The following is a 15137-nucleotide window of genomic DNA, read 5'->3' on the forward strand; positions in this document are numbered from 1 at the left end:
AAAAAATATCAAAGATTTACTGGAAAAGGAAAAAGCAAACTCCTCTTCATCAAATGATGAAAAGCCATTTCAACTTGCGAGTGCAGTTAATGTAAACATTGATATTGTGAAACAGGCCAACTGGTCATTTGAAAATAGTTTTGCTTATTGTAAATTCTTAATACGTGTAAATGGGGCATTATCAGCTAGCATAAATTTTGACGAATTCAGTTTGCCTTCAGGCACAGAAATGTACGTTTACAATGAAAACGGAAATATGATTACTGGGCCAATTACAGAAAAAGAAAACAATGCAAGTAAAGTTTGGGGGAGTTGGGTTTATCAAGGCGAATATTTGAATATTGAAATAAAAACGCCAACTTCAACCTTTAAAGAACTAGTACTGCATTCAAATAATATTGCTTATGGGTACAAGCATATCTATAAAACAGAGACTGCTGGCTTTGGCACTTCTGAATCTTGCAATATAAATGTAATTTGCCCATTAGGGACTGGTTGGGAAGCTGAAAGAAACAGTGTAGCTTTAATTCTTAATGATAACGGTGAAGTTTGGTGTAGTGGTGCTATGGTAATGAATACATGTAATACAAGTAGACCCTTTTTTCTCACAGCAAATCATTGTTTTAAGCCGAAAGGTCAGCCACAACAAAATGTTTCTGCTTGGCGATTTACGTTTCAGGCATGGAGTACCACATGCCCACATCCTGGCACTAATAGTGACGGGGTTACTTATAACGGTTCTACACTTAGAGCTAATTGGGCAGGTACAGATTTTTGTTTAGTAGAGTTAAATAATACACCTCCTTCAAACTCTAATATAAATTATGCTGGTTGGAGTAGAAGCACCAATGGCATTACTCAATCAACAATCATTCATCATCCACAAGGAGATGTTATGAAAATTTCTAGAGATATTGAAGCCCCTGTTTTTGATAATTTCGATGGTGCACAATGTTGGAGATTAGGTTTAGACCAAGGTGCGACACAGGGTGGTTCTTCTGGGTCACCTTATTTTGACCAAAACCATAGAATTATAGGGCAGCATTTTGGAATTGATGATGGTAATCTTCCTGTTTGCAATCGAAGTAGAAAGTTTGGGGGACGTTTTGACCTTTCATGGACAGGAGGAGGGACAAATGCAACAAGATTAAGCAATTGGCTTGACCCAACAGCCACAAATGCTCTGACGACAAATACAACTAACGTATCTGCATTACCAAACACAATTACTCCTTCTGGAAATGTAATTGGCCATTATACAGTGAATGGCGGTTCAACACAATATTCTATAACTAATGACACTTATCAAAATTTATATCTGCCTCGCAATTCATGGGTTTCAATAGTATTTAATATTACCACTCAAACATTTCCTAATAATACATGGACTTTTGAGAACACCACAGCAAATGGTTTATATTTCACTGCCAGTTTTATGACATCTCCTTACGGGTATGGCACCGTAATAAAAAATATTTATTTAGATGCTGGCACCAATTGTGGTACAATACGAAGAACTTATACATTTAATGTTACTTCAATCGGTGGTTTTGGAAGGGTTGCAGTTTCACCTAACCCTGCAAATGACAATTTAAATGTCACAATTATCAAAGAAGCTATTAGTTCAAATGATATAGATAAAGAAAATCAAAATAAACTAACAGTAACTGGTAAAACAAACTTTAGTATTTCTGACATTAATACTAATCAGGTGCTTAAAAGATGGACATTTAATGAATCAAAACTCATGAATTACAATTTGGACATTAGAGGTTTAAAAGCAGGTGTTTATGTATTGACAACCGAAAGAAATGGTGAAACGACAACGACTAAAGTCATTGTTCAATAAAGTAAAAGATAAGGCAAGAAAAAAACCTTGCCTTTCTTTTTTAATAGACGTAAGGGCAGCTTACAACAAATGTATTGCCAAAATGCAGGCTGACGGAAGCCGTGTTTCAACTTTTGTTTTTCAATTTAGCTTCATATCCAGCTTGACGTTAGTAATTTAGCTATGTGCATATCATCAACATTTTTAACTTTACTCAACAGCGGTTAGCCAAGGCTGACGTAATTCTATTCCCTGCACTTCGGCAATACCTGTTCGTTGGCTGCAAGGCAAACAGACCCCCCTCGCTAATTTCGACAATGCACATAACCGACATACCACCACCAATGACACATAAATTTTTTATCTTTAAATAAAAATCTATGAGACATCAAATTATTCTACTTCTTATTGCAATTTCAGTAGTTGGCACACTTTCAAGCAGTTCATGTAACAAGCCGCCATACAAGCCAGATTATAAAAACATACAAGGTTTTGTAATTGGCAAAGAAACATGTAACACAGATGAAAGCAAAGACTTTTGGCTAATTGATTTTACGTACGGTTCAGACAATCCAAAAGTTGGAGACACACTACTAGTTAATGGTTCTAAATACACTAATGTATTAAAAACAAATGGGCTTAACCAGCAACTAAAAGTAATAGGCATGAAAGTATCAATAGATTACAGAATAATTTCAGCAGATAAGATAATAACCACAGGCTGTACTGTATCATCACCGATAACATACAATCTAAAAGAACTAACCGTTTTAAATCAAGGTGAAATTCGCTAAAAAACAAAACCTTTAATATGAAAAAATTACTCTTACTAATTTGCTTATATATTATGGCTTCACAAGCAAATTCTCAAATACTACGTGTAGCTACTTCATCATCTGCAATTTCTAATCAAATACCAGGCTATACACAAATTGTGTCAATTAATACAAAAACATATAGCTATACGCCTTCTGTTCCACAAAACCCTCCAACGCCAATAGATGAAGATTCAACAACAGAAGATGATAAACTATATAACTATGGGGATAATATCAATGTAAATATCAATACAGCAGATGGCAACATCACTACCACATCTGCGGGTAAAGTTTGGACACTAAGGATAAGTATTCCTAATGCATTAAATATCGGTTTTGCCTTCAATTCGTTTAATCTATCATCAAACGCTGAGATGTACATTTTTAATGAGTCTCGAACCGTTTTGGATAGTGCAATAAAAAAGTCGCATTTTACAAATTCAAATACAGTTGGCATTGCATCTTTAAAAGGAAATAGCGTTATTATTTATATTGTTGAGATTGGCAATACAGGAGCACTTCAAAGTACAATTTCAATACAAAATATCATCGCTGGATTTCAGGAACTAACTGATGTAGGAGATATTAATTCTGGTGGCCAAGCCGCAAGAGCATCAGTCAATTGTAATCCTCACATACAATGCCAACAAACAAAGATACCTTTTGCAAGAGCTGTAGCAAGATTCAATAGTAATGGATTTCAGGGAACAGGTACATTAATAAATAATGAAGGAAATAATGGTAGAGCTTACTTTTTAACGGCATTCCATGTACTTGACGTAAACAGAAATATTTTTGGCAGACCGGTTGGGAACGGGGTATTAGATGCTGATGAAATAGCTGCCCTTAACCGTGCTACCTTTCAATTCCAGTTTTGGCGTACTCAGTGTAATGGTACAGTAAATAATGCCTTTATTCAATTTACTGGAGCTGTTGTGAGAGCGGCATGGCCTAATAGTGATGTTGTTTTACTCGAACTTACAAACCCTCCCGGTATTGGCGACTTAGTAAACTATGCAGGCTGGAACAGACAAACCGGTTCACCATCGGATAATGCTTCCTTCATTATTCATCATCCACAGGGTGAGGATATGAGAATTACAAGTACACGTAATGTAAAAACGTGGTTATGGAACAGTAATTACTGGACTGCACATTACTCTTCTGGTACAGTGGCCCCAGGTTCGTCGGGATCTGCTTTAATGAATGAGTTTGGGCAAATTGTAGGGCAGTTAAGAAGTGGTTGGAGTAGTTGTAATTATACTGATTTTGGTGACCGCTATGGTAAGTTTGAAAGGTCATGGAACGGAGCTGGATTTCAACCTTGGTTATCTCCTAATCAAGGGTTACAAGCAACAGGACTGTTAAACCTTACTGATATTCCTATTAATGGCCCGAATACAATTGCATGCACTACTCCTGCACAGTTTAGTACTTTACCGAATCTTTTGGATGTTACATACGAATGGACAGTCACTACTGGTTTACAAATTCTTAGTGGACAAGGAACACCCACTGTATCAATCTCGGGTTTTGCTAACAACAATGTTGGTTCTGGCAACCTAACATTAACTTTAAGGTCGCCGACAAAAGGCAGAACCAGAATATATACAGTAACTAAACAAGTATTTATAAGCAATGGCGGAGTATCTGGCACATATAATTCACCTACAAACAGTAATGAACCGCTCCTTCCATTTAAAAGGTTTGAAACAACTACTAATAATACCTGCCTTAGTGTTGCAACGAATATGAACATCCCTGCCGGTTCAACAGTTACATGGAGCGGCCCAGCTAATACAAGCGAAATAATTTGGGGACAATCTGGGAACAACGTGAACATTTATTTTAGTGGTTTGAATCAAACTATTGTTTTAAATATATCAGTTACTAATTCTTGCGGAACAACTAGTCTTAATTACAGATTCACATGTACAAGTACAAGTTCATGTGGTATTGCACCTTTACGAGTAGCGTTATCACCTAACCCCACAAGTAACATCATGCAAGTTTCACTAACTGACAATATAAATACAAATATTAAAATGGATATTTCTGAAATAAGAATTCTTGACAAATCAGGAAATTTAAAACAAAGAAATCAATACGGGACAGGGCAAAAAAGTATCAATCTTAATGTAGCTACATTAACTCCTGACGTATATACAATTCTTGTTTTTGACGGACGAACTTGGACGTCTGAAAAATTTATAAAGAACTAGCACATTAATGAAAAGGGGAGACTTAACTCCCCTTTTCATTAAATCAAACTCCAAGAATGCCCATGCTGCCAACAAATGTATTGCCAAAATGCAGGCTGACGGAAGCCGTGTTTCAACTGTTGTAACTCTGTTCAGCCACATATCCAGCTTGACCTTATCTATTTAGCTATGTGCATATCATCATCTTTTTTATCTTTACTCAGCAACAGTTAGCCGGGCGGACCGTATTCTATTCCCTGCATTTCGGCAATACCTGCTCGTTGGCCTCTATACATTCTGATACTTCACGATTTTGACAAAATCAGGAAATAAATCAAATACATTGATAAAAATAATTCTTCTGATCACAGCAACCTCTCTTTCAACATTATTGAAGGCACAACAGCCAGTGACAAAAAAACAGCAGGAAGTTCAGCAAGCTGTTGTACAAATGTTTGAAGCTTTATCAAAACGAGATTCGGTAAGCCTTAAAGCTCATTGCACCGCCGACATTTCTTTATACGAATACGGCCAGGTTTGGAATATTGATACCTTGATAAATAAAGCAATTATTATGAATACGGCTGCTGATTTTAAACGTAGCAATACTTTTGATTTTATCAGCACTGAAACAGATAAAAATACAGCATGGGTAAGCTATCGGCTGAGTTCAGTTATTATAAAGGAAAGCAAAGAAACAGTTATACAATGGCTGGAAACAGTAGTTTTATCAAGGCACAATAAAATGTGGAAAGTAAAACACCTCCATTCAACACTACTCAAAAGAAGTTAGACAAAGGAATTTTATAATTGAAACGTTTATTTTTACAGCAGCCAATAGGGGGGCTTATGCAAGTTGGGCATGACCGGCAAACATCAAACAATTGCAAAGCCGGGCTGTGATTATGGCGGGACAAGCAACTTTATATTTTTAATCAGCAACAGTTGTCGGCAGTCGGAATGCTAATTCCCAAACTGTTGCAATTCATCCTCGTTAACAATCCTGAATTCCCCCTTTAAAACAAAAATATAAACAGGGAAAATTGTAAATTAGTAACCAATGCTTATGCAGGTAAACGATGAACAACGGAACGCCCGATATTCGTACAATACAATGCAGGATCCATCCTGCATTACACACACTCATACGGCATATCGTTATTATTAAAGCTGATTTTGGCAATACTCCTGTAAGGCTTGAAGGAAATTTTATGCCCTCGCCTGAGCAGGCAATGTTCATCAATCTTTATACCCGGCTTAAATCTAAAAAATCAGGCGAAAACAATTTCAATACCGTAACATCCTGTACATTGATGGGGGCACAAATTACTCCCTTTAAACTATTGGTAGAAGAAAGCCATACTACCGTATCCATTATTTTTCAGCCCGGTGGGCTTAACCGGTTTTTGAATATCCCGATGACGGAACTGTTTGACAATGGTTACAGTGCCCGGGATGTTGTGGGACGGGAGATTGAAGAACTTTTAGACAAATCGCACGACACCATTTCTTTGAACGAATTAAATACTATTGTGCAGACCTATTTCCTTGGAAAATTATCCCGCATAAAAGAACCCTTACCTATTGATTTTGCCCTGCAACACCTCCTCACAAATTACAATACTGGTATGGATAAGATTGCAGCTATGGCCTGTATGAGTATCCGAAGTTTTGAGCGGAAATGCAAAGAACGATTAGGTATGCCTGCCAAGATGTATGCACGGATAGCACGGTTTCATAAAGCTTATAAAATGCTTGAAAGCAAACCAAGAATTTCATGGGCCGACCTGACATATGAAACAGGTTATTACGACCAAACACATTTTATCAAGGATTTTAAGGAGTTTGCCAGGCTCACCCCTACACTCTTACACAAAGAATTATCTGAAGAGCATATACAGTTTCAATTGGATTGGGACAGTGTTTGATTTTGTCGTTTTTTTACTATCACCGCTCTTTTCTCATAAATAGCTTTGAAAATCTGATTACGATTCTGCTAAACCAAAAAAGACCGGCAGAAAAAATATAAGATTATGAAAAAACTAAACGTTATTTTACTGGCAGCAGCATTATTTGCTTCAGTATCCACCACTCAAAAGAGCGCAACAGGTTCAGGTACTGAACCCCTTTCCCAACGTTACAACGGACCGATAATTGATATGCACATCCATGCATTGGGCGAAGGAGAACCACTGTTTGGAATGACGCATCCACCCACACTTCGGGGAAAGACTTATAAAGGAGCTGCTTCAGCAGTTGAGCTGAAAGAAAAAACGTTAGAAAAGTTCAGGAAACATCATATAGTAAAAGCAGTGGTGACCAATGGCCAATTATGGAGTAAGGGTAATGAAGAACTGGTGATTATTGGCGATGCTGATAAATCAATAAGCGCATTAAAAAAGCAATTTGAAGAAAATAAACTCAAAGTCATTGCTGAAATGAGTCCGTTCTATGCCGGAATGTTGGCGAACGACGCATCCGTTATGCCCTATTTTGAATTAGCACAAACATTGAACATTCCGGTGGGTGTTCATATATTACCCGGAGGGCCTAACTACGGAATTCATCATTTTCCTGAAATGCTTGGTAACATGCGGGTTAAAAATGCAAATCCTTTACAGTTAGAAGATGCATTGGTAAAATACCCAAAACTGAAATTATACATCATGCATGGTGGTTGGCCCTATGTTGAAGATTTGAAAGCCCTGATGTATGCGCATCCGAATGTGTATGTAGACATCGCAGTACTGAACTGGATTTTACCCCTGGCAGAATTCCATAATTATATCAGGTCATTAGTAGATGCCGGTTATGGCGACCGCATATTATTCGGTACGGATCAAATAGTTTGGCCTGATACAATTGATGATGCCGTTGAGTCTGTAAATTCAGCCGATTTTCTAACGATCAAACAAAAGGAAGATATTTTTTATAACAATGCTGCCAGGTTTCTTGGATTGAGTACAGAAGAAATTGCAAAGCATAAAGCTGTGCATAATAAATAACATACATCTTTTGCCTGACCCGGCAACCTGCTTAAAAACACTATACATAAGGAAAATACTACGGCAAATATTCGTATTGGTGGCAAGTGTGGCTTGTGGTTAACAGCATCTGTTGCTGTTCTACAGGAAGAATACCCGTTAAGCATTTGCAGGTAACCGTCCACAGCAGTATCTTTAGCCGGGAATTTCTTCAGGCAGAATGTTCCCTGAATACCACACGTGCACCAATATCTTTAACGTTCACTGCATGTGTTCCTGACAACATATAACAACAATGCAAAACAAACTTTTCAGCTTTATATCAAAATACATTTCGCTTACAGAAGATGAAAAGAATGCATTGCTGTCGTTAAACCTGTTTCACTCCTTAAAGAAAGGCACTGTTCTGCTCAAAGAAGGACAATACGCTAAAGAAAGCTACTTTGTATTAAGTGGCTGCATCCGCACCTATTACATTATAGAGGGAGAAGAAAAAACAACCGCTTTCTACACAGAAACGGACGTTTTAACACCTCATTGTGTGATCCATCAAACACCGTCTGATTACTACGTTAGTTGTGTAGAAGACTGCATTCTCACGATATCCAATGCTGATATGGAAGCGGAAGTAAACAGTAAATTTCCAAAGTTTGAAATCATGTGCAGAAAGCTGTCAGAAGAATTATTAGCCAAACAACGAATCGATTTTGACGAGTTTAAAACCTCTTCACCTGAACAGCGCTACCTGAACTTACTCCAAAAAAGACCGGACCTGATTCAACGTGTGCCGCAACACCAGTTAGCCAGCTATTTAGGTATCAAACCTCAATCATTAAGCAGGCTGAGAGCCAGGATTCTTGAAAAAAAGAGCTGAAGCGCATTTCTTAACTTAAGTGAACGGCTTATAGCAACCTGCCCCTCCACTTTTGCAGTATCGTTTAAAAAAAGAAGATATGCAAAAGAAGATTTTATGGATGGCAGTTGCCATCATGCTCACAAGCAGTTTACAGGCATCTGCACAGTATGCTAAAACAGACAGCGCTTATAAACGGTGGTTCGTGGGCAGCACGTTGTGGATGTTAATCGGCAATTTTAATAAAACAAATCCGCCCAATTTTGCCCAGTTCAATATCGGCTATCGTATTACAGGAAAAGATGTTATTACCATAGAACCCAAAACCTGGAAATATGCCTGGCCCAATGGCATTCACCCGTTTTTAAACAAAGCATACGGAAAACCGGAAGAACAATTTCCGGGCTATGTTCGTGAGTTTGGCGTATCTGTAGCTTACCAACGGTTTGTGGGGAAAGCTTTATATGCTGAACTGAATGTAATGCCTACCTGGCAACGCTTTGTGGACAAAGACGGCAATAAAATTGACAATGGCTTTCAGCTTTTCAATACCTACCGTGTGGGCTATCACGTGAAACTTTTTAAAGACAGGTTTTTTATTCAGCCTTCCATTGCCATTACGCACCGTGCCCATCACACAAAATTACCCGGTGGCTTTAAGGAGCTGGATGATAAATGGTCAAAGTTTGTTTTTGGAGAACCGGGATTTCATTTTGGATATAATTTTTAATGACTCCGTTATGACAACACCCAAGAAAACATTTGAAGATTACAAGGTGCATTTGAAAGTAAAGCTTTCGGCATTGTGGGCAAGCTTTATGTTTATTTACATCTATGTTGATTACTTTCACTTATACATGCCGGGTTCTATAAAAGATATTTTAGCAGGGAAAGTATTTGTGTTCGATATCTCAACTGGCTTTTTACTGATTGCAATGATTTTAGTAACCATTCCGGTACTTATGATTTTTCTTTCAGTTACGCTGCCGGCTAAAAAAAATCGCAGCACAAACATTATAGTAGCTGCACTATTCATTCCTTATATGTTGTTTAATTTGGCTGGCGAAGCATGGCCGCACATGTACTTTGCTGCAGCGGTTGAAGTGGCCCTTCTTTGTATGATCATTTATTATTCGTGGAAATGGCCGGCTATTGAAAAGTAAATAAACCAAATTGCTCTAACACATCTTTAAGACCAAAAGTAAATTATACAATAAAATATGAGGGTTACAATCATCCAATTATTTACCATTCTTTATCTCGCTGCTTCAGTGGGTTGTTCCGCTACAAAACAAGCGCAGGTAATCCAAAATGAAGACAACCTTTTGATAGAAGAAATGTATAAAAAAGATATTGAGATACGAGAGCTTGATGCTAAAACAGATACTGTTAACCTGGAAGCATACGACAAAGTGCACCGTGAAAAAATTTTTCAATTGCTGGCCGATAATAAAGTTATCACCCCGAAAGATAAAATCAGGGCCGCCTGGATATTGCAGCATACAGCCGCTAAAATCTGTGATGGTGAGCTGACAAGTTTAAGTCCGGAGAATTTTCTCTTAGCGTACAAACTTTCTTCAAGCGCATTGGCGGAGCTTGAAAAGAAGAATGATACAGCAACCATCAGAAAACAGAATGTACCCCGAATTATCGCATTGAACTATGACAGGTATTTATTATACAGTTTTGGCTACCAGAAATTTGGAACTCAATTTGTATTTGACGATACATCCGGAGAAATGTTATTAGCACCCATTGACATAACATTAGCAACTGATGATGAAAGAAAGAAATACAACGTTGAACCCTTACACGTATTACTGAAAAAATACAAAATGAAATCGATGCCTAACAAAAATTAAATACGGAACCGGCATCAACAGGTTGAAAACTATGCAGTCAGACAGGTCAATCTCCCCTGAACAGACAGAAACAGCATGACACTAAAAAAGATACATTCCATTTCGGGGCTGACGATTTCATTTTTTATCGCACTTCATTTATTCAATCATTGTTTTAGTATTTCAGGTGCAGACAAACACCTTGCAGTAATGAAGACTTTACGAGTTTTCTACAGGAACATTTTTACAGAGACGTTATTGGTTTCATCAGCTGCTATTCAAATATTTTCGGGACTGAAATTATTTGTAATCAAAAGACAAACAGCGAAATCATTTTTTGAGAAACTACAGATTTGGACTGGATTATACCTGTCTTTCTTTTTTTTAATTCACCTGAGTGCTGTATTAACGGGAAGATTTGTTTTACATCTTGACACTAATTTTTATTTTGGCGCAGCAGGACTTAATACCTTCCCTTTTAATTTATTTTTTATTCCTTATTATTTTTTTGCTGTTGTTTCTTTTTTTGGACATATTTCTGCCATTCATCACCAACGAATGAGCAGAAGCATTTCAGTGTTTACCCCTTATAAGCAATCTATTGTGATCTTGATCAGCGGAATTTGTTTTGCACTATTTCTAATCTACGGCTTAACAAACAAGTTCCGGGGATTTCAAATCCCGGCAGCATTTAACATACTGATTGGAAAGTAAAGTTTCGTTCTGCAGAAAATATTAGTTTAATATTTCATTTACAGGAATAGCCATACGTTTCATCTGTTACCTGGTTTCCTGCATATGAGCAGGTTTGAACCAATAACAACAGCACATTCATCAGATGGAAGCCGGACTACTGAAAGAATCTTTTGCATAAACAGATTTTTTATCTTCGAAGAAGTAATACCATTCACATGGCGCTTCGAATTATTTTTGTTCTGATGTTGATCGCTGTTACCAGTGTAAACAGCACCGCACAACAATCTACTTACCGGGAGCCTTACCGGCCGCAGTTTCATTTTACACCACCCACACAATGGATGAACGATCCCAACGGACTGTTTTATTACGAAGGGGAGTATCATCTTTTTTATCAATACTATCCTGATGGTAATACCTGGGGGCCTATGCACTGGGGCCATGCCGTAAGTAAAGACCTGATGTACTGGCAACACCTGCCGGTTGCACTCTATCCTGATTCGCTCGGTTATATCTTCAGCGGCAGTGCTGTGGTGGATGTAAACAATACCAGCGGTTTAGGTAAGAACCAACTGCCTCCATTGATTGCTGTTTATACCTATCATAATATGGCGGGCGAAAAAGCCGGCCGTAATGATTTTCAATACCAGGGACTTGCTTACAGTACGGATAAAGGAAGAACCTGGACCAAGTATGAAAAGAATCCCGTGCTGCCGAACAAAACAGGCATCAAAGATTTTCGTGATCCCAAGGTAATGTGGCATGAAGGAAGCAAACAATGGGTGATGACATTGGCCGTGAAAGATCATGTAGAGTTCTGGACCTCTCCTAACCTGTTGCAATGGCATTATGCCAGCAGTTTTGGAAAAGAGCTGGGGGCACATGGTGGTGTGTGGGAATGCCCGGATCTGTTTGCCATGCAGGTGAAAGAAACCGGTAAAGAAAAATTTGTATTGCTGGTGAGTATTAATCCCGGCGGGCCCAACGGCGGCAGCGCTACTCAATATTTTACCGGAGATTTTAACGGCAAAGAATTTATACCGCATCGTTCGCATCAAAACAAACAACCCGTATGGCTGGATTACGGGAGAGATAATTATGCCGGTGTTACCTGGAGTAATATACCTGCAGCAGATGGCCGGCGCTTATTCATTGGCTGGATGAGCAACTGGGATTATGCACAGGTGGTACCCACAACGGTGTGGCGTAGTGCAATGACTTTACCACGATCTTTAACACTGCGAAAGCTGAACAATAATTACCATTTACAATCCACTCCTGTTTCAGAACTGAGTGCATTACGAAACGAATTTGAAGGAATTGAACTTACGGATCTGATGAAAGGGGCAATTGATATAACGCCTCATACTGCAACAGTACATCAAAGCGAATGGGTACTTGATTTGGAAATAACAGATACCAAAACAGAAACATGCTACCTGCAATTTTCAAATGGATCGGGAGAGCGTTACCGTATTGGTTATAATGTAAAAAAGAAGCTGTACTTCAGCGACAGAACAAAGGCAGGCAATCATTCCTTCTCAGAGAAGTTTGGAACCTCTGTTCACACAGCGCCACGGTTATTAAAGAGTAAGCGTATTAAACTTCATTTGTTTGTGGATGCTTCTTCAGTTGAATTGTTTGCGGATGATGGTACAGTGTGTATGACGGAGCTGATCTTTCCTTCCACGCCTTTCAATAAAGCAGAGCTGGTGAGTGAAGGCGGAGCTGTGAAACTGATCAGTGCTACCTGTTATTCATTAAAAAGAATTTGGGAATAAACGGTTTTGCATCTTAGTGCTTCCTGTATTATTTTGCTTTTTTAAAACACCATGAATATGAGACTTTTCTCTTTACTGTTTTTATTATTAGCCGCTTCAACTCTCTGCGCCCAACAAAAAGAACTGTATTACGATGCTGACTGGAAACCTTGTGATGTATCAAAAGCGTCCTTTGCCAGCTTTATTATTAAAACAGACAGTGGCTGGGTGATGAGTGATTATTACATTGCCAACAAACAAATACAGATGAAAGGACTTTTTGCAGATGAAGCTTGCAAAATAAGAAACGGTGTTTCTGTATGGTATCATGTAAACGGTTATCTTTCTTCCTACGCTTATTTTAAAAACAATAAAAAAGAAGGTGCCTGCTACAGCTATCATGATAATGGTATGATGCGTGACTCTGCTTTTTATAAAGACGGTGAAGTAACTGACACTTATTTAAGCTGGCACCGGAATGGTGTAATGAGAGACAGCATAAAACGCTTAAACGACAGCATTACTGTTTCTGTAAGCTGGTTTGAAAACGGAGCTCCTTCACAGGCAGGATTTTTTATTGGGGGCTTCCGTCATGGAAAATGGAAGTATTTTCATAACAACGGCATTATTGCCTGTACTGAAAATTATCAGTATGGTGAACTATTGGAGGCTGCTTATTTTGATGAAAGCGGAAAGGAAGACCGCTTTGCAACAGGCGACAGTACAGATGCCGTTTATAAAGATGGAGAGAAAGTACGGCAACGTAAAATGTATTCAAAACTCAACTGGCCTGAACGATACCGTCTGGAAAATACCAATGTGGCTACTACGGTTGTTGATGTGTATCTTAATGAAGATGGTAAGATAATACATGCACAGGTTGTAGTTCCTTTTCATCCTGAGTTTGATAAGTCTGTAATCAATGCTGTAAGAGGTATCGACAACTGGATTCCTGCACGTGCCAAAAACAGAAGAATACCATTTGTGATGCGCCATACCGTTCGTTTTAAACAACCGGATTAAATTATGCTGCAATTAAAGAGAACTAATTCAACCGATGCAGATTTTATTCAGCTTGTACAATTGCTGGATGCCGATCTTGCTGTACGTGATGGAGCTGATCATACTTTTTATGCACAGTTCAACAAAGTGCATATGATTCAGCATGTAGTGATTGCTTATGAAAACAATTCAGCAGTTGCTTGTGGTGCATTTAAGTTATTTGATAGCTGCAGCGTTGAAATCAAACGGATGTATGTGTTACCTGCCCACCGCAACAAATGAATTGCTGCTGCTGTATTGCTGCAATTAGAACAATGGGCAAAGGAAGAAGGTTATTCCGCTGCTGTGCTGGAAACAGGGAAGAAACAACCGGAAGCTATCCGTCTATATGAAAAATGCGGTTATAGCCGTATTCCCAATTACGGGCAATATGCAGGAGTGGAGAACAGCGTATGTATGAAGAAAGAGTTGTAGTTATTGAAGTATATTTACACATGCAGGATTTTCAAAAAGCGATTGACTACGTTAATCGTCATATTCAGCTTACCGATGAGGAAGCCGCTTATTTTACATCGTTACTCCGCATTACCAAAGTAAAAAAGAAACAATACATCGTGCAGCCGGAGTTTGTTTGTAAATACCGAAGCTATGTAGTACAGGGTGCCATGCGTGCTTATCTTATTGATAATAACGGGCAGGATCATACCATTGCTTTTGCTATTGAAGACTGGTGGATCAGTGACTACAGCAGTTTTATTTTTCAACAACCTGCTACCTTGTTTGTAGAAGCTCTGGAAGACAGCCTGCTTATTCAAATTGATTATAATGCCGAGCAATTACTCATGGAAACACATCCTAAGTTTGAAAAGTTTTTTCGCATTATTACACAACGTTCTTTTGCATTTTTACAGCAGCGTATGCTTTCTAACCTCAGTAAGTCTGCTGAAGAACGGTATGATGAGTTTATGAAGAAATATCCTTCTATTGCCGCCCGTGTTCCTCAATATACACTTGCCTCTTATCTCGGTTTCAGTACAGAGTTTTTAAGCAAAATCAGAAACAAGAAGCTGAAAAAGTTGAACTAGTTCAACCTTATTTCCTGAAACAGTTCATTGGAAAAGGCTTTACCATAAGGCCATCTTTGTTGTGTTAAA

At 38.4% G+C, this 15137-nt stretch carries 16 protein-coding genes; all 16 read left to right on the forward strand.

Annotated elements, in window-relative coordinates:
- The first annotated feature begins 106 nt into the window (after positions 1 to 106).
- The 16 genes from PDL71_RS01235 to PDL71_RS01310 all read left to right on the forward strand — a co-directional run bounded on the left by PDL71_RS01235 (position 107) and on the right by PDL71_RS01310 (position 15068).
- Positions 107 to 1849, forward strand: a complete 1743-nt coding sequence (locus PDL71_RS01235) for a T9SS type A sorting domain-containing protein (RefSeq protein WP_407524333.1) — start codon at positions 107 to 109, stop codon at positions 1847 to 1849.
- 359 nt (positions 1850 to 2208) lie between these two features.
- Positions 2209 to 2622 (forward strand): hypothetical protein, encoded by a 414-nt coding sequence (locus PDL71_RS01240; protein WP_407524335.1) that lies wholly within the window; start codon positions 2209 to 2211, stop codon positions 2620 to 2622.
- 17 nt (positions 2623 to 2639) lie between these two features.
- Positions 2640 to 4868, forward strand: a complete 2229-nt coding sequence (locus PDL71_RS01245) for a trypsin-like peptidase domain-containing protein (RefSeq protein ID WP_407524337.1) — start codon at positions 2640 to 2642, stop codon at positions 4866 to 4868.
- 292 nt (positions 4869 to 5160) lie between these two features.
- Positions 5161 to 5640, forward strand: coding sequence for a nuclear transport factor 2 family protein (locus tag PDL71_RS01250; protein ID WP_407524339.1), 480 nt, complete (start codon positions 5161 to 5163; stop codon positions 5638 to 5640).
- Positions 5641 to 5926: 286 nt separating this feature from the next.
- A complete protein-coding gene (locus tag PDL71_RS01255) occupies positions 5927 to 6775 on the forward strand; it encodes a helix-turn-helix domain-containing protein (protein ID WP_407524341.1) in 849 nt (282 codons plus the stop codon).
- 105 nt (positions 6776 to 6880) lie between these two features.
- Positions 6881 to 7852, forward strand: coding sequence for an amidohydrolase family protein (locus tag PDL71_RS01260; RefSeq protein ID WP_407524343.1), 972 nt, complete (start codon positions 6881 to 6883; stop codon positions 7850 to 7852).
- Between the two features lie 274 nt (positions 7853 to 8126).
- Positions 8127 to 8705, forward strand: a complete 579-nt coding sequence (locus tag PDL71_RS01265) for a Crp/Fnr family transcriptional regulator (RefSeq protein WP_407524345.1) — start codon at positions 8127 to 8129, stop codon at positions 8703 to 8705.
- A gap of 79 nt (positions 8706 to 8784) precedes the next feature.
- Positions 8785 to 9414 carry a hypothetical protein gene (locus tag PDL71_RS01270; RefSeq protein ID WP_407524347.1) on the forward strand — a complete coding sequence of 210 codons (630 nt, stop codon included), beginning with the start codon at positions 8785 to 8787 and terminating at the stop codon, positions 9412 to 9414.
- A 10-nt stretch (positions 9415 to 9424) separates the two neighbouring features.
- A complete protein-coding gene (locus PDL71_RS01275) occupies positions 9425 to 9847 on the forward strand; it encodes a DUF6326 family protein (protein WP_407524349.1) in 423 nt (140 codons plus the stop codon).
- A gap of 57 nt (positions 9848 to 9904) precedes the next feature.
- A complete protein-coding gene (locus PDL71_RS01280; protein ID WP_407524351.1) occupies positions 9905 to 10546 on the forward strand; it encodes a hypothetical protein in 642 nt (213 codons plus the stop codon).
- 75 nt (positions 10547 to 10621) lie between these two features.
- Complete coding sequence (locus PDL71_RS01285) at positions 10622 to 11239, forward strand: hypothetical protein (RefSeq protein ID WP_407524353.1); 618 nt, start codon at positions 10622 to 10624, stop codon at positions 11237 to 11239.
- Between the two features lie 197 nt (positions 11240 to 11436).
- Complete coding sequence (locus PDL71_RS01290; RefSeq protein ID WP_407524355.1) at positions 11437 to 13002, forward strand: glycoside hydrolase family 32 protein; 1566 nt, start codon at positions 11437 to 11439, stop codon at positions 13000 to 13002.
- Between the two features lie 57 nt (positions 13003 to 13059).
- Positions 13060 to 14004, forward strand: a complete 945-nt coding sequence (locus PDL71_RS01295; RefSeq protein ID WP_407524357.1) for a hypothetical protein — start codon at positions 13060 to 13062, stop codon at positions 14002 to 14004.
- A gap of 3 nt (positions 14005 to 14007) precedes the next feature.
- The gene (locus PDL71_RS01300; protein ID WP_407524359.1) at positions 14008 to 14265 is read left to right on the forward strand and encodes a hypothetical protein; all 258 of its coding nucleotides are present in this window, start codon (positions 14008 to 14010) and stop codon (positions 14263 to 14265) included.
- A 15-nt stretch (positions 14266 to 14280) separates the two neighbouring features.
- The gene (locus PDL71_RS01305) at positions 14281 to 14457 is read left to right on the forward strand and encodes a GNAT family N-acetyltransferase (protein ID WP_407524361.1); all 177 of its coding nucleotides are present in this window, start codon (positions 14281 to 14283) and stop codon (positions 14455 to 14457) included.
- A gap of 20 nt (positions 14458 to 14477) precedes the next feature.
- Positions 14478 to 15068 (forward strand): Crp/Fnr family transcriptional regulator, encoded by a 591-nt coding sequence (locus PDL71_RS01310; protein ID WP_407524363.1) that lies wholly within the window; start codon positions 14478 to 14480, stop codon positions 15066 to 15068.
- Positions 15069 to 15137: the final 69 nt, after the last annotated feature.

The organism is Lacibacter sp. MH-610, assembly GCF_045780045.1.
Taxonomy (GTDB): domain Bacteria; phylum Bacteroidota; class Bacteroidia; order Chitinophagales; family Chitinophagaceae; genus Lacibacter.

Coding starts and splice junctions, on each gene's coding strand:
- PDL71_RS01300 (WP_407524359.1), top strand. CDS start 14,008: ATGCTGCAATTAAAGAGAACTAATTCAACCGATGCAGATTTTATTCAG.
- PDL71_RS01275 (WP_407524349.1), top strand. CDS start 9,425: ATGACAACACCCAAGAAAACATTTGAAGATTACAAGGTGCATTTGAAA.
- PDL71_RS01290 (WP_407524355.1), top strand. CDS start 11,437: ATGGCGCTTCGAATTATTTTTGTTCTGATGTTGATCGCTGTTACCAGT.
- PDL71_RS01240 (WP_407524335.1), top strand. CDS start 2,209: ATGAGACATCAAATTATTCTACTTCTTATTGCAATTTCAGTAGTTGGC.
- PDL71_RS01285 (WP_407524353.1), top strand. CDS start 10,622: ATGACACTAAAAAAGATACATTCCATTTCGGGGCTGACGATTTCATTT.
- PDL71_RS01260 (WP_407524343.1), top strand. CDS start 6,881: ATGAAAAAACTAAACGTTATTTTACTGGCAGCAGCATTATTTGCTTCA.
- PDL71_RS01295 (WP_407524357.1), top strand. CDS start 13,060: ATGAGACTTTTCTCTTTACTGTTTTTATTATTAGCCGCTTCAACTCTC.
- PDL71_RS01245 (WP_407524337.1), top strand. CDS start 2,640: ATGAAAAAATTACTCTTACTAATTTGCTTATATATTATGGCTTCACAA.
- PDL71_RS01265 (WP_407524345.1), top strand. CDS start 8,127: ATGCAAAACAAACTTTTCAGCTTTATATCAAAATACATTTCGCTTACA.
- PDL71_RS01310 (WP_407524363.1), top strand. CDS start 14,478: ATGCAGGATTTTCAAAAAGCGATTGACTACGTTAATCGTCATATTCAG.
- PDL71_RS01280 (WP_407524351.1), top strand. CDS start 9,905: ATGAGGGTTACAATCATCCAATTATTTACCATTCTTTATCTCGCTGCT.
- PDL71_RS01255 (WP_407524341.1), top strand. CDS start 5,927: ATGAACAACGGAACGCCCGATATTCGTACAATACAATGCAGGATCCAT.
- PDL71_RS01270 (WP_407524347.1), top strand. CDS start 8,785: ATGCAAAAGAAGATTTTATGGATGGCAGTTGCCATCATGCTCACAAGC.